This window comes from Streptomyces sp. NBC_00400 (assembly GCF_036048035.1).
In the GTDB taxonomy this organism is placed as follows: Bacteria; Actinomycetota; Actinomycetes; order Streptomycetales; family Streptomycetaceae; genus Streptomyces.
Genome location: NZ_CP107940.1, coordinates 5,659,360 through 5,679,147, shown reverse-complemented (window position 1 = coordinate 5,679,147; position 19,788 = coordinate 5,659,360). Strand labels below are relative to the sequence as shown.

At 72.8% G+C, this 19,788-nt stretch carries 14 protein-coding genes; 1 reads left to right on the top strand and 13 read right to left on the bottom strand.

Annotated features, from left to right (window positions below; all coding sequences use genetic code 11):
* Positions 1-42: 42 nt before the first annotated feature.
* The 4 genes from OHS81_RS24770 to proB all read right to left on the bottom strand — a co-directional run bounded on the left by OHS81_RS24770 (position 43) and on the right by proB (position 3,965).
* The gene (locus tag OHS81_RS24770; RefSeq protein ID WP_328386864.1) at positions 43-696 is read right to left on the bottom strand and encodes an SCO2584 family spore wall biosynthesis protein; all 654 of its coding nucleotides are present in this window, start codon (positions 694-696) and stop codon (positions 43-45) included.
* Between the two features lie 62 nt (positions 697-758).
* The gene (locus tag OHS81_RS24765) at positions 759-2,027 is read right to left on the bottom strand and encodes a glutamate-5-semialdehyde dehydrogenase (protein ID WP_328386863.1); all 1,269 of its coding nucleotides are present in this window, start codon (positions 2,025-2,027) and stop codon (positions 759-761) included.
* A 72-nt stretch (positions 2,028-2,099) separates the two neighbouring features.
* Positions 2,100-2,594, bottom strand: coding sequence for a hypothetical protein (locus tag OHS81_RS24760; RefSeq protein WP_328386862.1), 495 nt, complete (start codon positions 2,592-2,594; stop codon positions 2,100-2,102).
* A 246-nt stretch (positions 2,595-2,840) separates the two neighbouring features.
* Positions 2,841-3,965: a glutamate 5-kinase gene (proB, locus tag OHS81_RS24755; protein WP_328386861.1), complete on the bottom strand. Its 1,125-nt coding sequence runs from the start codon at positions 3,963-3,965 to the stop codon at positions 2,841-2,843.
* 441 nt (positions 3,966-4,406) lie between these two features.
* Between proB and OHS81_RS24750 the strand changes: the two genes are divergently transcribed.
* A complete protein-coding gene (locus OHS81_RS24750; RefSeq protein WP_328386860.1) occupies positions 4,407-6,494 on the top strand; it encodes a hypothetical protein in 2,088 nt (695 codons plus the stop codon).
* Positions 6,495-6,665: 171 nt separating this feature from the next.
* On the opposite strand, the gene obgE is transcribed toward OHS81_RS24750, so the two are convergent.
* From obgE to OHS81_RS24705, 9 genes are all read right to left on the bottom strand, one after another.
* Complete coding sequence (gene obgE / locus OHS81_RS24745; protein ID WP_328386859.1) at positions 6,666-8,102, bottom strand: GTPase ObgE; 1,437 nt, start codon at positions 8,100-8,102, stop codon at positions 6,666-6,668.
* Positions 8,103-8,279: 177 nt separating this feature from the next.
* The gene (gene rpmA, locus OHS81_RS24740) at positions 8,280-8,537 is read right to left on the bottom strand and encodes a 50S ribosomal protein L27 (protein WP_018088248.1); all 258 of its coding nucleotides are present in this window, start codon (positions 8,535-8,537) and stop codon (positions 8,280-8,282) included.
* A 14-nt stretch (positions 8,538-8,551) separates the two neighbouring features.
* Positions 8,552-8,872, bottom strand: a complete 321-nt coding sequence (rplU, locus tag OHS81_RS24735; RefSeq protein WP_006605648.1) for a 50S ribosomal protein L21 — start codon at positions 8,870-8,872, stop codon at positions 8,552-8,554.
* A gap of 234 nt (positions 8,873-9,106) precedes the next feature.
* Positions 9,107-12,997 (bottom strand): Rne/Rng family ribonuclease, encoded by a 3,891-nt coding sequence (locus OHS81_RS24730; RefSeq protein ID WP_328386858.1) that lies wholly within the window; start codon positions 12,995-12,997, stop codon positions 9,107-9,109.
* 220 nt (positions 12,998-13,217) lie between these two features.
* A complete protein-coding gene (locus OHS81_RS24725) occupies positions 13,218-14,018 on the bottom strand; it encodes a TIGR03936 family radical SAM-associated protein (RefSeq protein WP_328386857.1) in 801 nt (266 codons plus the stop codon).
* A gap of 48 nt (positions 14,019-14,066) precedes the next feature.
* The gene (locus OHS81_RS24720; RefSeq protein ID WP_328386856.1) at positions 14,067-15,215 is read right to left on the bottom strand and encodes a hypothetical protein; all 1,149 of its coding nucleotides are present in this window, start codon (positions 15,213-15,215) and stop codon (positions 14,067-14,069) included.
* 52 nt (positions 15,216-15,267) lie between these two features.
* A complete protein-coding gene (locus OHS81_RS24715; protein WP_328386855.1) occupies positions 15,268-15,840 on the bottom strand; it encodes a GNAT family N-acetyltransferase in 573 nt (190 codons plus the stop codon).
* Between the two features lie 77 nt (positions 15,841-15,917).
* Positions 15,918-17,843, bottom strand: coding sequence for a TIGR03960 family B12-binding radical SAM protein (locus OHS81_RS24710; protein WP_328386854.1), 1,926 nt, complete (start codon positions 17,841-17,843; stop codon positions 15,918-15,920).
* 180 nt (positions 17,844-18,023) lie between these two features.
* Positions 18,024-19,676, bottom strand: a complete 1,653-nt coding sequence (locus tag OHS81_RS24705) for a CYTH and CHAD domain-containing protein (RefSeq protein WP_328386853.1) — start codon at positions 19,674-19,676, stop codon at positions 18,024-18,026.
* Positions 19,677-19,788 lie beyond the last annotated feature (112 nt).

Sequence of the window (19,788 nt, the reverse complement as noted above, 5' to 3'; positions counted from 1 at the left end):
TTCCGTTTCGAAAACCCGTTTTGCGGGCACGGCGCCACCGCGTCAGTGCGGCTTGGGCACCGCCGGGAACGAGGGGCGCAGCGGCTCGGCCGACGGCAGGCCGGGGCGCGCCGTGCGGACGCTGTCCACGACACCTGTGGCGGGGGCGTCCACGCCGCTGGACGTGGGCGCCGGTGCGGGGCTCTGGGTCCGTCCCGAGGAGCCGCGGTAGACGGCGCTGAAGGCCAGCGCGACCAGTCCGATGCCCATCACCACGGCCAGCACCCAGGCGACCGGCCGGTGCCAGCGGGTACTGCTGCGGTAGGGGCGCAGCGCCCCGCCGTAGGGGCCGTACGGACCGTAGGGCGGGTAGTCGCCGAACTCACCGTCGTCCTCGTACTCGGCGTAGTCGGTGTACCCGTCGAAGTCGTCGCTCCCCCGGACGCGGCGCCGGCTGCGCAGGCCGGTCTCGTCCGGGTCGTCGCCCTCGGGGCCGAAGCCCGGTCCGGAGCGGGCCGCCTCGGCCTCCGCGCGCGCCTCGGCGGCGGCCAGCATCCGCTCGACCGCCGACGGTTCGTGAATCTGCGCGGACCGGACGAATTCCTCGTCGAAGACCACGGAGGCGAATTCTTCGTCCGCTTTTCCGTGGCTCCCGTGGTGGTGCTCGTCGGGCTCTTCACCGTCCGGGAACGGCTTGCCCCCCACGTCGTCCGGCACCCGTCCAGGTTAGCCCCGGGCGCTCATTTTGGGCAGAGAGAACGGGGAATCCGGGGGACGCTTCAGCGGGTGTGGCCGTCTCCGGTGAGGATGTACTTGGTGGAGGTCAGCTCGGGCAGTCCCATCGGGCCGCGGGCGTGCAGCTTCTGCGTCGAGATGCCGATCTCCGCGCCGAAGCCGAACTGGCCGCCGTCGGTGAAACGGGTCGAGGCGTTGACCGCGACGGTGGTGGAATCCACCAACTGGGTGAAGCGCCGGGCGGCGGCCTGCGACGTGGTGACGATCGCCTCGGTGTGACCGGAGGTCCAGCGCCGGATGTGGGCCACCGCGGCGTCCAGGTCGGGCACCACGGCGGCCGCGATGTCGTACGACAGGTACTCCGTCGCCCAGTCCTCGTCGGTGGCGGGGGCGACCAGCCCGGGGCCCGCCTGCTGCCAGGCGGCGTCGCCGTGCACGATCACCCCGGCCTGGGTCAGTGCCTCCAGGGCGCGCGGCAGGAACTTCTCGGCGATCCCGGCGTGCACCAGCACCGTCTCGGCGGCGTTGCAGACGCTGGGCCGCTGGGCCTTGGAATTGACCAGGATGTCGAGGGCCATGTCGAGGTCGGCGGCCTCGTCGACGTAGACGTGGCAGTTGCCGGTGCCGGTCTCGATCACCGGGACCGTGGACTCCTCGACGACCGTACGGATCAGGGAGGCGCCGCCGCGCGGGATCAGCACATCGACCAGGCCGCGGGCGCGCATCAGCTCGCGCACCGAGTCGCGGCTCTCGCCGGGCACCAGCTGCACCGCGTCGGCGGGCAGCCCGGTGCTCTGTACGGCGTCGCGCAGCACGTCCACCAGGGCGCTGTTGGAGGCGTACGCGGAGGACGAGCCGCGCAGCAGCACCGCGTTGCCGGACTTCAGGCACAGGGCGGCGGCGTCCACCGTCACATTGGGCCGGGCCTCGTAGATGATGCCGATCACCCCGAGCGGGACCCGGACCTGCCGCAGGTCGAGGCCGTTGGGCAGGGTCGAGCCGCGCACCACCTCACCCACCGGGTCGGGCAGCGCCACGACCTGGCGGACGTCCGCGGCGATGGCCGCGATCCGCTCGGGGGTGAGGGTGAGCCGGTCCACGATCGACTCGGCGGTGCCGGCCGCCCGCGCCTTGGCGATGTCCTCGGCGTTGGCGGCGACGATCGTGTCGGTCCGCTCCACCAGGGCGTCGGCGATGGCGAGCAGCGCTGCGTCACGGGCCGTACGCGGCTGCGGCGCCAGGACGGCGGCGGCCTCCCGCGCGCGGCGGGCGGTCTCGAGGACAGGCGAGGAGTGCGATGCGCTGCTGGTCATGGCCGCAGCCTAACGGGGCGGCGGGCCGCGGCCACGCCGTATCTCACAGCGCGGGACGCGGACGACCGAGGGTCAGAAGGGGTGGACACCGACCGGGGAGGCCGGGGGCGGACCGTAACCCTCCGCTACCCGCTGGTGATAGGTCTCGCGGTCGATGACCTCCAGGCCGACGATCTCCCACGGCGGCAGCTTGGCCGTCGAGCGGTGCTCGCCCCACAGCCGCAGCGCGACCGCCGCGGCGTCGTGCAGGTCCCGCGCCTCCTCCCAGTAGCGGATCTCGGCGTGGTCGTTGGCGTAGCGGCTGGTCAGCAGGAAGGGATGGTCGTGGGCGAGCTGTTCCAGTGCCCGCCGGACCTCCTTCAGCGGGGCCTCGGCGCCCGAGACGCTGAGGGTGATGTGCCACAGCCGGGACGTCTCGCGCTGCCCGGCGTCCGGTCCACGCTGTGCCGCCCCGTCCCGCTGTGCACCCCGCTCGTCCGGCCGGCCGGTGTCCTCGCCGGTTCCGACGCTGGTCAGCGTGCGCTCCGCCGTCCCTCGGGGCAGCGCCCCTGAGCGCCCTCGTCTCACCGGCGGCCTCCTGTGATGCGAATCGCTCCGCCCTCGGGGGTGCGGAGCCTCGTACGTCGGCGGGTGCGCTCGCGCGCTGCGGGCGCCGCTCCCCCACGGCGTCCCCGCAACAAAGTTGACCAGCCCGCGGCCCGTCGCGGGGGCGTTTTCCCCAAGGTCTCCACGGAAAGGCCGGTCTCCGCACCGCGTGGTGGGAGGGGTTCACGGAGCGTGACGACCCTCGGCCGAGGGCGCCGGAGCGCGGCCTCAGGGGTGCAGCAGCACCAGATCGTCGCGGTGCACGACCTCCCGCTCATAGGCGGGGCCCAGCTCGCGGGCGAGATCGCGGGTCGAACGCCCCATCAAACGGGGGATTTCCCGGGCATCGAAATTGACGAGCCCGCGGGCGACCGCGCGGCCCCCGGCGTCCCGCAGCTCGACCGGGTCACCGGCGGAGAACTCGCCGTCCACGGAGGCGATGCCGGCCGGCAGCAGCGAGGAGCGCCGTTCGACGACGGCCCGTACGGCGCCGTCGTCGAGGACGAGGGCGCCGCGCGGTGTGGAGGCGTGCGCGAGCCACAGCAGCCGGTCGGCGGAGCGGCGGCCGGTGCGCAGGAAGTGGGTGCCGGTCGAGCCGCCGGACAGGGCGTCCGCGGCGTGCACGGCGGAGGTCAGGACGACGGGGATGCCGGCCGCGGCCGCGATCCGGGCCGCCTCGACCTTGGTGACCATGCCGCCGGTGCCGACCCCGGCCTTGCCCGCGCTGCCGATGGAGACGCCCTCCAGGTCCGCGGGGCCGGTGACCTCCGCTATCCGGGAGGTACCCGGAGCGGACGGGTCGCCGTCGTAGAGGCCGTCCACGTCCGAGAGCAGGATGAGCAGGTCGGCGCGGACGAGATGGGCGACCAGGGCCGCCAGCCGGTCGTTGTCGCCGAACCGGATCTCGTCGGTGGCGACGGTGTCGTTCTCGTTGACGATCGGTACGGCGCCCATGGCCAGCAACTGGTCGAGGGTCCGGTAGGCGTTGCGGTAGTGGGCCCGGCGGCTGGTGTCGTCGGAGGTCAGCAGGACCTGGCCGACCCGGCGGCCGTAACGGGCGAAGGACGCGGTGTAGCGGGCGACCAGCAGGCCCTGGCCGACGCTGGCGGCGGCCTGCTGCCGGGCCAGGTCGCGGGGCCGCCGCTCCAGCCCCAGGGGCGCCAGCCCGGCCGCGATGGCTCCGGAGGAGACCAGCACGATCTCCTTGTCCTGGTGCTTGGCCAGCACATCCACCAGCGCGTCCACGCGGTCCGCGTCCAGTCCCCCGGCGGCCGTGGTCAGCGAGGACGAGCCGACCTTCACCACAATCCGGCGAGCGTCCTTCACGTCCTGCCTTGCGCCTGCCACCTGCATACCCCTGTGCTCGCCGATCCCACCGCCGTACGGGGGATTGCTGCCCGACCCGCACCACGGCCCTACGGGCGCAATCTACGGCAGAGCGGACCCCGGGCGCTTCGTGATATTGCCTGGCGGACGCCCTGCGGACGGGGAGGGGCCGGACCCGGCGCCCGGCAAAGGGCGCAGAATAGGGGCCGAAATGCCGGGCCTTGCTTCCGTGCCTTTCCCCGCCCGCGCGGTTTTCCTTAAGAGGGAAGCCGAGGCCAGGAGGTTGCGTTCGATTGGTCCGCTTTCGCGGTGATGAGAGCCACAGCAGATTGTCACCAAGGCCAACAAGGTCATACGGTCGGGTGTCCATCGGTCCCGTTTCGCCGCTCCGGCGGTGTCGCAGCGCGGGACCCGGCCGCCCCCCTCGGCCTCCCCTTTGACCTTTCGTGCTGCCAGGAGCCCTCCCCCGTGCCTTCCGCCGGAATCGCCCCCCGCCGAGCCGTCCAGCTCGCGGCACTCTTCGCGATGATGGTCGCGTTCACCGCCCAGTTGGTCGGTGCGCTGCTGCCCGTCATCCCGCTGTTCATCGCCGCATCCGTGGTCAACCTGGGTCTCGACCTGGTCCTCCAGCACAAGCAGCCCGGCCTGCTCGCGGTGCTCGGCCGGATCCGGTTCGATGTCACGGTGCGCCAGTTGCTGCGCGACATGCTGATACTGGTCGGCCTGCTGCACATCGACGGCATCAACCCGCTCGAGGAGCAGGCGCCGCTCACCATCACGCTGCTCCTCTTCTACGGCACCCACTTCGTGTGCCAGGCGGTCGCGGTGCTGGTCCGCAGGACCCGCAGCCTGCCGTTCGTGACCCGCAACATCGATGCGAGCGCGCTGCGGCTGTGCGACGCCCCGCCGCGCATCCTCTCCCGCCAGACGGGCCGGCGGCTGCTGCGCTTCTCCGTGCCCACCACGGTCGGCATGATGCTCACCTCGATCACCACCGACGCGTACTGGGGCGGCATCGGCCTCGCCGTCTCCCTGGCCCTGTCCGCCGGCGGCACCCTCTACCTGGGCACCTGGCTGCTGCCCAAGAAGCGGGTGGCGAGCGAGAAGCAGGCCCTGGCGTGGCTGGACGACTGGCTGGCCGCGTACCGGCCGACGGTCGGCATGTACTTCTCCGGCGGTTCCTCCTCCGCCTACCAGGCCAACATGTGGCTGAGCACCCTGGCCTCCCTGGACGGCAACCCGATCATCGTGCTCCGTGAGCGCTTCATGGTGCAGAAGATCGAGGCCACGGACGTACCGATCGTCTGCATCCCCAAGGTCGCCAACCTGATGCGTCTGGAGCACTCCACGCTCAAGGTCCTGCTGCACCCGGCGAACTCCGGCAAGACCTCGCAGATCCTGCGCATCCCCTCCATCAAGCACGCCTTCACCAACCACGGCGAGAGCGACAAGCTGTCCTCCTGCAACCCGTACGCCAAGGCGTACGACGAGGTGTGGGTGGCGGGCCCGGCGGCCCGTGACCGCTACCAGCTCGCCGACATCGGCGTCGAGGACAAGGACGTCATCGAGGTCGGCCGCCCCCAGCTGGCCCCGATCCAGCCGTACACGGGCGCCCCGGCCGGCCGGATGACGACCGTGCTGTACGCCCCGACCTGGGAGGGCTGGGACGGCAACCCGGGCAACACCTCGGTGATCCTGGCGGGCGAGAACATCGTCCGCGAACTGCTCGCCGACGAGAACGTGCAGCTGCTGTACAAGCCGCACCCGATGACCGGTTCCGTGGACCCGCGTGCGGGCGCCGCCAACACCCGCATCCAGGCGATGATCACGGAGGCGAACACCCGGCGCAGCGGGGAGCGGCCCGGCCCGGAGGCCGCCGCCGAGCTGGCCCGCCGCGCCGAAGAGCTCAATGCGCTGACCACCTCCGCGTTCCGCAAGAGCGCGGACGAGCTGGAGCGGATGGGGCTGCAGGGCACCCCCGAGGAGGGCCGCGCCGCCGCCGTCGAAGCGGCCGTCACCGCCTGGGAGGCGGCGTACTGGAACTCCTTCCCCCGGTGGGAGCACCGCGTCATCACCACCGCCCGCCCCGGCATCTTCAGCTGCTTCAACCAGGCCGATGTGCTGATCAGCGATGTCTCCAGCGTGGTCTCCGACTACCTGAGCAGCGAGAAGCCGTACGCGGTCGCCAACACCTCGGGGATGAGCGAGGACGACTTCCGGGCGAACTTCCCGACGGTGCGGGCCGCGACGATCCTCACCCCCGGCGCGCACGAGGTGGCCGGCCTCCTCGACGCGGTCCGCGACCCGGAGCAGGACACCCTGGCCGCGGAGCGGGCCGAGCTCAAGGAGCACCTGCTGGGCCCGTCGGACCCGCCGTCGTCGGTCCGCTTCAACCAGGCCGCGCTGGACCTGGCCGCGAAGGCCGACGAGCGGCGCATCCGGATGGAGAACCGGCTGTCCGGTATCCCCGGCCAGCGCTCGCAGGAGGACGTGGACGCCTCCGAGACGGCCGGGCACGAGGCCAGCGGCGCCTCGGACACCACGGCCGCCGTCTAGGCCGCAGCGGGCCGCTCACGGCTTCGGCCGCGGCGCGGGACCACGGACAACGGGGAAGGCCCCCGGGAGGAGAACTCCCGGGGGCCTTCCCCGTTGCTGTGGCCGTTGCCGTGGCCGCGGCGCCAGGGCGGTCCGCCCGGCGGTGGTGCCAGGGCGGTCCGCCCGGCGGCCTCAGAAGGGCCGGAAGCCGTCGTACTCCTGGTCGGCCTCGTCCCGTGCCACGTCCCGGTCCCTGCGGCGCTGTGCAGCGGGCCGGGGCGCTTCCATACGGTGGTCCTCGCCGCGCCGTCCCAGCATCTCCGCGCCGGCCGCCATCATCGGCTCCCAGTCGAAGACGACCGCATTGTCCTCGGGGCCGATGGCGATGCCGTCGCCCGCGTGCGCGCCCGCCTTGCGCAGGGCGTCCTCGACACCGAGACGGTTGAGACGGTCGGCGAGGTAGCCGACGGCCTCGTCGTTGTTGAAGTCGGTCTGGCGGACCCAGCGTTCGGGCTTCTCACCGCGCACGCGGAAGAAGTTCTCGCCCTCTTCGGTGACCGTGAAGCCGGCGTCGTCGACGGCCTGGGGCCGGATGACGATACGGGTGGCCTCCTGCACGGGCTTGGCGGCGCGGGCCTTGGAGACGACGTCGGCGAGTGCGAACGACAGCTCCTTCAGGCCCGTGTGGGCGGCCGCGGAGACCTCGAACACGCGGTAGCCGCGCTCCTCCAGGTCGGGGCGGACCAGGTCGGCGAGGTCCTTGCCGTCCGGGACGTCGATCTTGTTGAGGACGACCATCCGGGGCCGGTTGTCCAGGCCGCCGTACTGCGTCAGCTCCTCCTCGATGATGTCGAGGTCGGAGACCGGGTCGCGGTCGGACTCCAGGGTCGCGGTGTCCAGGACGTGCACCAGCACCTCGCAGCGCTCGACGTGCCGCAGGAACTCCAGGCCCAGGCCCTTGCCCTGGCTCGCGCCGGGGATCAGGCCGGGGACGTCGGCGATGGTGTAGACGGTCGAACCGGCCGTCACCACACCGAGGTTGGGCACCAGGGTGGTGAAGGGGTAGTCGGCGATCTTGGGCTTGGCGGCGGAGAGCACCGAGATCAGCGAGGACTTGCCGGCGCTCGGGTAGCCCACCAGCGCGACGTCCGCGACGGTCTTGAGCTCCAGCACGATGTCGCGGGCCTCACCGGGCTCGCCGAGCAGCGCGAAACCGGGGGCCTTGCGGCGGGCGGAGGCCAGCGCGGCGTTGCCGAGGCCGCCGCGGCCGCCCTGGCCGGCGACGAAGGTGGTGCCCTGGCCGACGAGGTCGGCGAGCACATTGCCCGCGCGGTCCAGGACGACGGTGCCGTCGGGGACCGGCAGGACCAGGTCCTGGCCGTTCTTGCCGGAGCGGTTGTCGCCCGCGCCCGGCTGGCCGTTGGTGGCCTTGCGGTGCGGGTGGTGGTGGTAGTCGAGAAGGGTGGTGACGTCCTGGTCGACGACCAGGATCACGTCACCGCCACGGCCGCCGTTGCCGCCGTCCGGGCCGCCCAGCGGCTTGAACTTCTCCCGCATCACGGAGGCCACGCCGTGGCCTCCGTTACCCGCGGCGACGTGCAGCTCGACGCGGTCCACGAAGGTGGTCATGGTGGGGGTGCCTCCAGATAACTACGGGTATGTCGCTGTACTGCGCGCATGTCGAGGTGCAGCGCGCATGTCTCTGTACTAACACGCAGGGGCGGACCGGCCTTCCCGCTCGCGCGGGAGAAGGCGGTCCGCCCCTGAGTGATGCTGATGCTGAGCTATCGCTCGGTCAGGCCGGAATTACTCGGCGACCGGAACGATGTTCACGACCTTGCGGCCACGGTGGGTGCCGAACTGCACCGCACCGGCAGCCAGCGCGAACAGGGTGTCGTCGCCGCCGCGGCCGACGCCCGTGCCCGGGTGGAAGTGGGTGCCACGCTGGCGGACCAGGATCTCACCGGCGAGGACGGCCTGACCGCCGAAGCGCTTCACGCCGAGCCGCTGAGCATTGGAATCGCGACCGTTCCGAGTGGACGATGCGCCCTTCTTATGTGCCATGTCTCCTCAGTCCCTTACTTCGCCGGAGCGTCGATGCCGGTGATCTTCAGCGCCGTGTGGAGCTGGCGGTGGCCGATCCGCTTCTTGTAACCGGTCTTGTTCTTGTACTTCTGGATCCGGATCTTGTCGCCCTTGTGGTGGTCGACGACCTCGCCCTGGACCTTCACGCCGGCCAGGACCCACGGGTCGCTGGTGACCGAGTCGCCGTCGACAACCAGCAGCGTGGAGAGCTCGACGGTGTCGCCGACCTTGCTGGTGGAAATGCGGTCAACCTCGATGACGTCGCCAACAGCAACCTTCTGCTGGCGTCCGCCGGTGCGCACGATCGCGTACACGCGGAACTCTCTTTCGCTAGGAACGGATCCTCTGATGCCAGCCGCTCACACGGGCTCGGGATGGGGCCCGTGGAATCCGAGTGGACGAGCGGCCTCCCTCGGCGGACCGAGAGGTGTGTGCTCAGGGGTTCGGTGTCACAGACACCGACGGTCAAGATTACGGGGCCTTGACCAGGGGGTCAAACCGGCCCCGGACCGCTGACGGTCCGGGGCACGGCCGTGCTGCGCCGCGGCTTACGCCACGCCCTCCGCCGGCGCCACCGACGACTCCTCGGCGGCAGCGGTCTTCTTGGCCGCCGCCTTCTTGGCCGTGGCCTTCTTGGCGGTGGTCTTCTTCGTCGTGGCCTTCTTGGCGGTGGCGGTGGTCTTCTTCGCCGCCGTCTTCTTGGCCGTGGTCTTCTTCGCCGCGGTCTTCTTGGCGGTGGCCTTCTTGGCCGCCGTCTTCTTCGCGGTCTTCTTGGCCGCGGGCTCCGCCTCCTCAGCCCCGGTGCCCTCGGCGGGCTCCGCGGCCCCGTCCGGCTCCGGCTCGGTGACCGGCCCGGCCGACGGGGCCGGCTCGGCCGGCACCACGATCGCGGCGGCCTCCCCGGCGGCCTTGGGGGCACCCGCCGGAGCGGACACCTTCCGGGTCGCCCGACGTCGCGGACGGGCGGGTGCGGGCTCCGCGGCCGGCGCCTCGGCGACCGGCTCGGGGGCCTGCTCCGGCTCGGCTGCCGGGGCCGGCTCGGCCGGCACCACGATCGCGGCGGCCTCCCCGGCGGCCTTGGGGGCACCCGCCGGAGCGGACACCTTCCGGCTCGCCCGGCGGCGGCCACGGCCGCGTCCGGCGGCCGCCTCGGCCTCGGCCGGGCTGCCGAACCATTCGTCGGTGCCCTCCACCGCGGGCTGCAGCTCGGCCTCCGTCACGGGGGCGGGCTCCAGCTCGGGGGCAGCGCCCTCCGGGGCGGGCTCGACGGCCTCGGCCTCGTGAACATGCAGCTCGGGCTGGGTGCCCTTGCCCTTCTTCTTGCGCTTGCCACCGCCGCCGGCCGCCGTCGGCTGGTCCATGTGGACGATGACGCCACGGCCGTTGCAGTGCACACACGACTCGGAGAAGGACTCCAGCAGGCCCTGGCCGACCCGCTTACGGGTCATCTGGACCAGGCCGAGCGAGGTGACCTCGGCGACCTGGTGCTTCGTACGGTCCCGGCCCAGGCACTCCAGCATCCGCCGCAGCACCAGGTCCCGGTTGGACTCCAGCACCATGTCGATGAAGTCGATGACGACGATGCCGCCGAGGTCGCGCAGCCGCAGCTGGCGCACGATCTCCTCGGCCGCCTCCAGGTTGTTCCTGGTGACGGTCTCCTCGAGATTGCCGCCCTGACCGGTGAACTTCCCGGTGTTGACGTCGATCACGATCATCGCTTCGGTCTTGTCGATCACCAGCGAACCACCGCTGGGCAGCCAGACCTTGCGGTCCAGCGCCTTCATCAGCTGCTCGTCGATGCGGTACGTCGCGAAGACGTCGACGTCCGAAGTCCACTTCTGCAGCCGGTCGGTGAGGTCCGGGGCGACGTGCGCGACATAGCCGTGGATGGTCTGCCACGCGTCGTCACCGCTGACGATGACCTTGGAGAAGTCCTCGTTGAAGATGTCGCGGACCACCCGGACGGTCATGTCCGGCTCGCCGTAGAGGAGCGAGGGGGAGCTGGTGGAAGCGGCCTTCGCCTTCTTCTGGATCTCTTCCCACTGCGCCTGCAGCCGCTGGACGTCGCGCGCCAGCTCGTCCTCGCTCGCCCCCTCGGCGGCGGTGCGCACGATGACGCCCGCGTCCTCGGGGACGATCTTCTTGAGGATCTGCTTCAGCCGCGCCCGCTCGGTGTCGGGGAGCTTGCGGCTGATACCGGTCATCGAGCCCTCGGGCACGTAGACCAGGTAGCGGCCGGGGAGCGAGACCTGGCTGGTGAGCCGGGCGCCCTTGTGGCCGATCGGGTCCTTGGTGACCTGCACCAGCACGGACTGGCCGGACTTCAGCGCGGTCTCGATGCGGCGCGGGCCGTTGGCCATGCCCAGCGCCTCGAAGTTGACCTCACCGGCGTACAGCACGGCGTTGCGGCCCTTGCCGATGTCGACGAAGGCGGCCTCCATCGACGGCAGGACGTTCTGCACCTTGCCGAGGTAGACATTGCCGACGTACGAGGTCGCCTGCTCCTTGTTGACGAAGTGCTCGACGAGCACGTTGTCCTCGAGGACGCCGATCTGCGTGCGCTCGCCGCTCTGGCGGACGACCATCACCCGCTCGACGGCCTCGCGGCGGGCCAGGAACTCCGCCTCGGTGATGATCGGCACCCGGCGGCGGCCCTGCTCGCGGCCCTCCCGGCGGCGCTGCTTCTTGGCCTCCAGGCGCGTCGATCCCTTGATCGACTGCACCTCGTCGGCGCTGGTGCTCTCGTCCTTCTTGCGGGGCTCGCGGACCTTGACGACCGTGCGCTCCGGGTCGTCGGTGCCGGTGGCCCCGTCCTCGCCGGCGTCACCGGTACGACGGCGGCGGCGACGGCGACGGCGGCTGCTGCTGGAGCCGCCGCCCGGCTGCTCCTCGCCTTCCTCCTCCGCCTCGGGCTGCTCGTCGGCCTCCTCGGGCTCGGCCCGGTCGCTCTCGCGCTCCTCGGCGCCGCGGTCCTCGGGCTGCTCCTCGGCGCCCTCGGCGGACTCACCGCGACGGCGGCGACGGCCACCACGGCGGCGGCGGCGCGAGGGGCGGCCGTCGGACTCGTCCTCGCCCTGGCCGCTCACGGCCTGCTCGGTCTCCGGTTCGGCCGCTGCTTCGGCTTCTTCGGCCGCCGGCTCCTCGGCGGGGGCGGCAGAGACCTGCTCGGGCTCGGCCGGGGCGCCACGGCGGCGACGGCGGCGCGCACCGGCGGCGGGCTGCTCCTCCTCCACCTGCTCGGCCACGGTCTCCTCCTGGCGCGCCGCGGCAGCGGCGGCGGCCGCGGTCTCCGGCGTCTGGAACATCGGCTCGGTGAAGACCGGTGCCTGGAAGACGGCCGTCGGCGGCCGCTGCGCCCGGCGGCGGCCGCGCTGCGGCGCCTCCTGCGCGGGCTCCTCCTCGGCGCGGGGCGCCTCGGCGGCGGGCTCGGCGGCACGCTCACCACGGCGGCGTGCGCGGCGGCGGGGGGCCTCGGCGGCCTCGGTCCGGGCGGTCTCGGCCTCGGCGTTCTCGGCCTGGGCGGTTTCGGCCTGGGCGGTTTCGGCCTGGGCGGCCGGAGCCTGCTCGGCTTCCGCTTCCGCGGCCTGTCCGGCGACCTGCGGCGCACCCGCGGGGGCGGTGGCCTTACGGGTGGCACGGCGGCGGGAGCGGGCGGGCTTGGCGTCCTCGGCGGCGGCCGGGGCCTCCTCGGCGCTCTCGGCCGGGGCGGCCGGTGCTGCGGTCTCGGCCTCGGCGGCGGGCGCGGCGGTCTCCACGACCGCCTCGCCGGCGTCGCTCGCCTGCGGAGCTCCGGCCGGAGCGGTGACCTTGCGGGTCGCCCGGCGGCGGGTACGGCGCGGCGCGGCGTCCTCGGCCTCCTCGGCGGCGGCCGGGGCGGGCTGCGCGGCGGGCGCGGGCTCCTCGACGGCGGCCGGGGCGGCGGGCGCGGGCTCTTGGGCGGCCGGCTCCTGACCGGCCTCGTGCTGCGGGGAACCGGCCGGGGCGGTCACCTTGCGGGTCGCCCTGCGGCGGCCCCGGCGCGGTGCGGCGTCCTCGGCCTGCGGCGCCTCGGCGGACACCTCGGCGGCCGCGGGCGTCTCGGCGGCGGGTTCGGCGGGGGCCTCGGCCGGCTCGCCACCGGCCGGCTGCGGGGCTCCGGCAGGGGAGGTGACCTTACGGGTCGCGCGGCGGCGGGAACGGGCCGGCTTGGCCTCGTCCCCGGTGGTCACCGCGGAGGCGGCGGCCTCCTCGTCGAGGGCCGGACCGGCCGCGGGAGCGGCGGTGGCTTCGGTGCTCACCACCTCGGCTCCGGCGGCGCCATCGGCCACCGGAGGACCGGCCGGCCGGGAGGCCGCACGGCGCCGGCGGCGCGGCGGCAGCGTGTCGCTGGGTGAGTGGTTGTCGTCGGCACCACGGTCCTGGGACTGCGTGGCGCGGGTGGGCTCAATGGGCTCGAGCATGCGGGCGGTTCTCCCGTCACGCTCCCGGGCGCCGCGCCTGATTCCGGCTGCGGTCCGCGTGATGAGCGCGGTCCCGCTGTCCGGGGCGTGGGCGCCGCACGGGAGCTGTCGTCTCGCTCGCCGGTCCCCGTAGGGCAGGGACCGGCGAAAGTCTCCTGGTCAGTGCGCCTGCCGGACCGGGGTGGCTCCCTGGCTGATCGGCGACGCGACGACGGCGGTCCTACGCAGTACCGTCCCCGGCTGCCGGGGAGGCCCCGCTCGTCACCTTCGCGGCACTCAGCCCGGCGGCCGTGGGTGGGGCGGCCGTGGCAGCGTCGCGGTCGGGCGCAAGCGGGTCGGTCACCGCGCCGGTCTCCTCATCGAGCAGCCCCTGCGCCAGCCTGGTCACCGCTGCGGGGACCGGCGGCGCCAGGTCGGCCGTAGCTCGGAGGCCGGACAGGACGTCGTCGGGTCGAACGGCAGGTGTCAGATGCCGAACAACCAGCCGCAGTATCGCACAGGCTTTGCCGTCGGGCCTATCGCCGGCGTGACCGGTGGCCTCCAGACGCGTCACCGCGGCCCGCGCGTCAAAGGTCCGGATGCCGTTTTTCGTCCGCCGCTCGACCAGCACCTCGTCCGCGGCGAGGAACGCCTCGACCGCGCGCCCGGCCTCCTCTGCCTCGACCCCGTCGAGCCGGAGCTCCCACACCGAGGCCTGGAGCCGGTCGGCCAGACCGCTGGTGCGGGCCTCGACCGCATCGGTCACATCGAGGCCGTCCGGCAGCGACCCGTCGAGCAGGGTGCGCAGCGTGTCCGGATCGCGGTGCTCGGTGAGCTGGATCTCCAGATACTCGGCCTCGCTGCCCGTACCGGTGGGGGCGGCGTTGGCGTACGACACCTTGGGGTGCGGGGTGAAGCCCGCCGAATAGGCCATGGGGACCTCGGCGCGGCGCAGCGCCCGCTCGAAAGCGCGCTGGAAGTCGCGGTGGCTGGTGAACCGGAGGCGGCCGCGCTTGGTGTAGCGCAGTCGGATGCGCTGCACCGCCGGTGCGGGCGGCGGGCCTTCGGGCTGTCGCTTGCCCAGTGTCGTTCAGTCCTTCGTGAGTGCGGTCGTACTGCTACCTAGAGTACGTGTGCCGGGGGCTCCCGGTTCCCGCCGGGGCTCGGCAGCGACGGTCTGCCGGGACTCCGCAGGGGCGCCGAACAGCGCCCGCCGGATCTCCCTGCGGGTCTGCCGCACGGTCGCACGGGCGGTGCGCAGGGCCTGCCGGACCGGTCGCCAGATGCCGTCCCGGATGCCGTGCCCGAGAGGGGTGAGCACGGTGCGGTACACCCACCTCAGCGGTTCGACGAGCAGCCGCCGCAGCACCGCGGCGAGGAACCGGCCGATGGCCCTGGAGACGATCCCGGCGGCCCGCCAGCAGTGCCCGAGCGCCGCTCCGGTCTCGCGCACCACCACCGTCACCACGGCGGCCAGCAGCCGCCCGGCGGGCACCAGCACATACCGCCACAGGGTGACCAGCGGCACGACCACGAGCCCTCGCACGAGGGTGGCGAGAACGGTGCCGAGGCCGCGTACCAGCCAGGCGAGGCCCCGTCCGGCCGGTGTCAGTACATGGGCGTACAGCCACTGGGCGGGGACGATGACGAGCCGGCGGACCAGCCATGCCAGGACCGCACCGGTCCCCCGGCCGACGGGCGCCAGCACATACCGCCACAGGATCACCCACGGCCACACGAACAACGCGCGTCCCACCCACCGCAGGGCCGCGCCCAGTCCGCGCAGCAGCCAGGCGAGGCCGTGCCCCACCGGGGTCAGTACATGGGTGTACAGCCACTGCACGGGGAGCACGAGCAGATGCCGCACCAGCCACGCCACCGCCCTGCCGGCCCCCCGGCCGGCCGGGGCGAGGACGGCGCGCCACAGCCACCCCAGCGGGGCGACGACCAGCGTGCGCCGGGCCCACCCGAGCGGGAGCACGACGAGGGTGCGCCACGCCCAGACCACCGGGACGACCACGAGGGTGCGCCACAGCCGGGCGAGGCCCCGGCCGAGGGGGCGCAGCACGCTCCGGTCGACGGCCCGGCCGGCGGCCGTCAGCGCGTCCCACACCAGACGCACCGGCACCACGAGCACCAGCACCACGATCCGTACCGGAATACGGACCACTTGGGTCACACAGCCCTCGCCCGGCTCGTAACGGGCGGGCACCCGCCGGTCGTTGTCAGTGGGCTCCATCCGGCCCCTCCCCCTTGTTCTTCCGTCCCCGCACCGCGTGTCCCGCGGCCCCTCAGGGGTGCCGGTGCGGCTGCTGTCCGGCGGCGGGTGCGGCCGCGTGGATCCAGTAGCGCAGCTTCTCCCGCCGCTGGTCCTCGAAGATCCCGCCGCAGGCCTCGATGACCTTACGCGAGCCGGTATTGGTGTGGTCGCAGGTGACCAGCACCGGGTCGATGCCCAGCTCGTGATGGGCGAGGGGCAGTGCGGCGCGCAGCATCGCGGTGGCGTGGCCGCGGCGGCGGGCGCCGGGGCGTACGGCATAGCCGAGGTGGCCGCCGTAGTGGAGGAGTTCGTCGGTGAGGCGGTGGCGGAAGGTGACCCGTCCCAGGTAGCTGTCGTCCGCCACCCACCACCGGGTGGTCTTGGGAACCACACCGTCGGCGCGTTCCTCGTCCGGTGCGCCGCCGATCGCGTCGACGTACTCGGCGAACCCCTCCGCACTCGGCCAGCGGGTGGCCCAAGTCCGCAGCTCACGGGCGAGGCTGGAGTGCGGTACCTGCTCGGTGCCGTCGGCGCGGAACTCGTCCATCGCCGCGAGGAACGAGGCATGGACACGGGTGGTGGGCACGATGAGCTGCGGTGACATCACCTCATTGTGCGCAGGCACACCGCGGCCCGGCCCCCGGGGTGCGGGGGCCGGGCCGAAGAGGCGTGCGGGAGGCGCTACTTGACGACGGTCAGGGGCAGCAGCTTCTTGCCGGTGGGGCCGATCTGGATGTCGAGGTCGAGCTGCGGGCAGACGCCGCAGTCGAAGCACGGGGTCCAGCGGCAGTCCTCGACCTCGGTCTCGTCGAGCGCGTCCTGCCAGTCCTCCCAGAGCCAGTCCTTGTCCAGACCGGAGTCGAGGTGGTCCCAGGGCAGGACCTCTTCGTACTCCCGCTCGCGGGTGGTGTACCAGGCGACGTCCACGCCGAAGTCGGGCAGCGTCTCCTCGGCGGCCTTCATCCAGCGGTCGTAGGAGAAGTGCTCGCGCCAGCCGTCGAAGCGGCCGCCGCCCTCGTAGACGGCGCGGATGACCGAGCCGACGCGGCGGTCGCCGCGCGAGAGCAGGCCCTCGACGATGCCGGGCTTGCCGTCGTGGTAGCGGAAGCCGATGGAGCGGCCGTACTTCTTGTCGCCGCGGATCTTGTCCCGGAGCTTTTCGAGACGGGCGTCGGTCTCCTCCGCCGAGAGCTGCGGCGCCCACTGGAAGGGGGTGTGCGGCTTGGGGACGAAGCCGCCGATGGAGACCGTGCAGCGGATGTCGTTCTGTCCGGAGACCTTGCGGCCCTCGGCGATGACCTTGACCGCCATGTCGCCGATCTGGAGCACGTCCTCATCGGTCTCGGTCGGCAGACCGCACATGAAGTACAGCTTCACCTGCCGCCAGCCGTTGCCGTAGGCCGTGGAGACGGTCCTGATCAGGTCCTCTTCGGAGACCATCTTGTTGATGACCTTGCGCATCCGCTCGGAGCCGCCCTCGGGCGCAAAGGTCAGACCGGAGCGACGGCCGTTGCGCGTCAGCTCGTTGGCAAGATCGACGTTGAAGGCGTCCACCCGGGTCGAGGGCAGCGACAGACCGATCTTGTCTTCCTCGTACCGGTCGGCGAGCCCCTTGGCGATGTCGCCGATCTCGGTGTGGTCCGCGGAGGACAGCGACAGCAGGCCGACCTCCTCGAATCCCGTGGCCTTCAGGCCCTTGTCCACCATGTCACCGATGCCGGTGATGCTTCGCTCCCGTACGGGACGCGTGATCATGCCGGCCTGGCAGAAACGGCAGCCGCGGGTGCAGCCACGGAAGATCTCGACCGACATCCGCTCGTGGACGGTCTCGGCCAGGGGGACGAGCGGCTGCTTGGGGTAGGGCCACTCGTCCAGATCCATGACGGTGTGCTTGGACACCCGCCACGGGACGCCGGAGCGGTTCGGCACGACGCGGGAGATCCGCCCGTCGGCCAGGTATTCGACGTCGTAGAACTTGGGGACGTAGACACTGCCGGTCTTCGCCAGGCGGAACAGCAGCTCGTCGCGGCCGCCGGGCCGGTCCTCGGCCTTCCAGGCGCGGATGATCTCGGTGATCTCCAGCACCGCCTGCTCGCCGTCGCCCACGACCGCGCAGTCCAGGAAGTCCGCGATCGGCTCGGGGTTGAAGGCCGCATGGCCGCCCGCCAGGACGATCGGGTGGTCCTCCGTGCGGTCCTTGGACTCCATCGGGATACCGGCGAGGTCCAGGGCGGTGAGGAGGTTGGTGTAGCCCAGTTCGGTCGAGAAGGAGACACCGAGCACGTCGAAGGCGCCGACGGGGCGGTGCGCGTCGACCGTGAACTGCGGGACGTGGTGCTCACGCATCAGCGCTTCGAGGTCCGGCCACACGCTGTACGTGCGCTCGGCCAGCACGCCCTCGCGTTCGTTGAGGACCTCGTAGAGGATCATGACGCCCTGGTTGGGCAGACCGACCTCGTAGGCGTCCGGGTACATGAGCGACCACCGCACATCACAGGAGTCCCAGTCCTTGACGGTGGAGTTCAGCTCACCGCCGACGTACTGAATGGGCTTCTGCACATGCGGGAGCAGGGCCTCGAGCTGCGGGAAGACCGACTCGGCAGACATCTCGAACCTTTGTGAGCTGGCAGGGGGCGACTCTCAAGCGTAACTGCTCGAAGCCACCCCCTCGCACGGCGATCCGGCAGCCCGCGGCACCCCGCGGAGCAGGCAGGCAGCGGCCCGGCCCGAGGGGCGCGTGGCGGGGCGGCCGGCCGTCGTCCGGTGAGGCGGCCCGCCGCCGTGCGCTCACGGCCGGAGCGCGGCCCGGTGCTTGCGCCGTGCGGCCTTCTTCCACCGGCGCGGCAGCTCCCGCTCCCGGTCCGCCGCACGGGCCTCCTCCCGCCCGTAGAGCAGACCGAAGGTGAAGCCGCCCTCACCGGCCTGCTGTGCCTGGGTGGCCAGCTCGCGCAGCGCGCCGCGCGCCACCACGCTGTCCTGGTGATCGCCCAGCAGCTGCTGCACCCGCTTGATCCGCCCGGCGAACTTCTTCGCCGGCCGACCGAGCGCCGGACGGGCGGCCTCCGCCGCGTACCGCGTCCGCTTGGCGGCCTTGCGGGCGCCGTGCAGCGCCTCGTCCCGCGCCTGCCCGGCCGGGGCCGCCAGCGCGGCTTCCACCCGGCGGGCCAGCCGCCGGTAGTCCTTCAGGACGGCCCCGGCCACCACTTCGGACGCCGGCCGGCCCGCGGCCGGGCGCAGCGGCGGCTCCTCCAGGAGGGCGTGCAGGGTCGTCAGCAGCGCCATATAGCGCGGCCCGTCCAATACGGAGAGCACTTCCCTGCGCGCGCCCGTCCGGCGCCGCTCGGACCAGATGCGCAGCCGGGCGTCCACCGGGCCGAGCCGCAGCGTGCGGGGCACCTCGGCCAGCGCCTGCTGCAGCCGCGCGGTCAGCACCTCCCGGTCCCGGTCCACCCCCAGCTCCGCCGCCAGCCACTGGAGCTCCAGGCCGACGGGCCGGGTGGCGGCGCGGTCGAGCACCTTCGTGTACGAGCGGAAGGCGCTGCGCAGCCGGCGGGTGGCGACTCTCATCCGGTGTACGGAGTCGGGCAGATCGCGCCGTACCGCCGGGTCCAGCTCGATGATCACCCGTACCTGCTCGCGGACGTACCGGAGCACCACGTCTCCGGCGGTGGGTTCCTTCTTCCTGCCGGCCGTGGCCTTGTTCTTCCCGGTCATGGTTTTGGTTTTGCTCTTCGCCGTCATGGCCTTGCCTCCGCGCTTGCCGGAGTCTTCGGGGCGGGACGTTTCCGGTCGCGCGCCGGGGCGCGCGGGGCGCTCGCGCGCCAGGCCCGTCTCGGTGAGCGCCCGCGCCAGCTTCGACTCCGATGAGGCGGGGCGGGCCCCGGCCGCGACCAGCGCCCGGCCGACCTCGTCCAGCAACCCGCTGTCGCCGCCTCCGACCAGCTCCACCTCGATCTCGCGCCACCGGACCCCGGCCGTGCCCGCTCCACCCTTGGCGGACTTCCCCGCCCGCTGTGCGTGCACCTCGTCCACCGCCAGCTCCGCGAGCGGTGCGCCCGCGGCATCCCGCAGCACCCGGACCGTGCGCCGCGTCCGCAGCCGGACGAGGGGTGCCAGTTCCCCCTCCAGCACCCGTGACCGGAGGAGCGCGGTCAGCTCCGGGGGCGGCGTATCGGACAGCGGCGCCCGCACTTCGTCCCGGATGCCCGGTGCGACCGGCAGCTTCAGGTGCCAGCCCGCGTCCCTGCCGCCGGTGCGTCTGCGCAGCGTGATGGCGTCGGCGGCGAGGCGCTGGTCGGGAGTGTCGTAGTAGCAGGCGTCAAGATGCTCGACACCCGCTTGCGCCACGGTGGCGACCCGGCCGACGCCGGCCAGGTCGGGCAGCCGCACACCGCCGTCGACCTCGTACTTCCGTTCGATTTCCCGCACGGTGTCCGCCATGCATCGAGGCTAGCCACCCGCCCCGGCCGGGGCCACCCACCCGGCAGGGGGAGCCGCCCCGCCGCACGATCCGCGGCAGGGGAATCTGCGGCAGCGGGTAGCGCCGACCACA

Coding starts and splice junctions, on each gene's coding strand:
- OHS81_RS24705 (WP_328386853.1), bottom strand. CDS start 19,676: ATGGCGGACACCGTGCGGGAAATCGAACGGAAGTACGAGGTCGACGGC.
- rpmA (WP_018088248.1), bottom strand. CDS start 8,537: ATGGCACATAAGAAGGGCGCATCGTCCACTCGGAACGGTCGCGATTCC.
- OHS81_RS24765 (WP_328386863.1), bottom strand. CDS start 2,027: ATGACCAGCAGCGCATCGCACTCCTCGCCTGTCCTCGAGACCGCCCGC.
- OHS81_RS24720 (WP_328386856.1), bottom strand. CDS start 15,215: ATGGAGCCCACTGACAACGACCGGCGGGTGCCCGCCCGTTACGAGCCG.
- proB (WP_328386861.1), bottom strand. CDS start 3,965: ATGCAGGTGGCAGGCGCAAGGCAGGACGTGAAGGACGCTCGCCGGATT.
- OHS81_RS24710 (WP_328386854.1), bottom strand. CDS start 17,843: ATGTCTGCCGAGTCGGTCTTCCCGCAGCTCGAGGCCCTGCTCCCGCAT.
- obgE (WP_328386859.1), bottom strand. CDS start 8,102: ATGACCACCTTCGTGGACCGCGTCGAGCTGCACGTCGCCGCGGGTAAC.
- OHS81_RS24730 (WP_328386858.1), bottom strand. CDS start 12,997: ATGCTCGAGCCCATTGAGCCCACCCGCGCCACGCAGTCCCAGGACCGT.
- OHS81_RS24715 (WP_328386855.1), bottom strand. CDS start 15,840: ATGTCACCGCAGCTCATCGTGCCCACCACCCGTGTCCATGCCTCGTTC.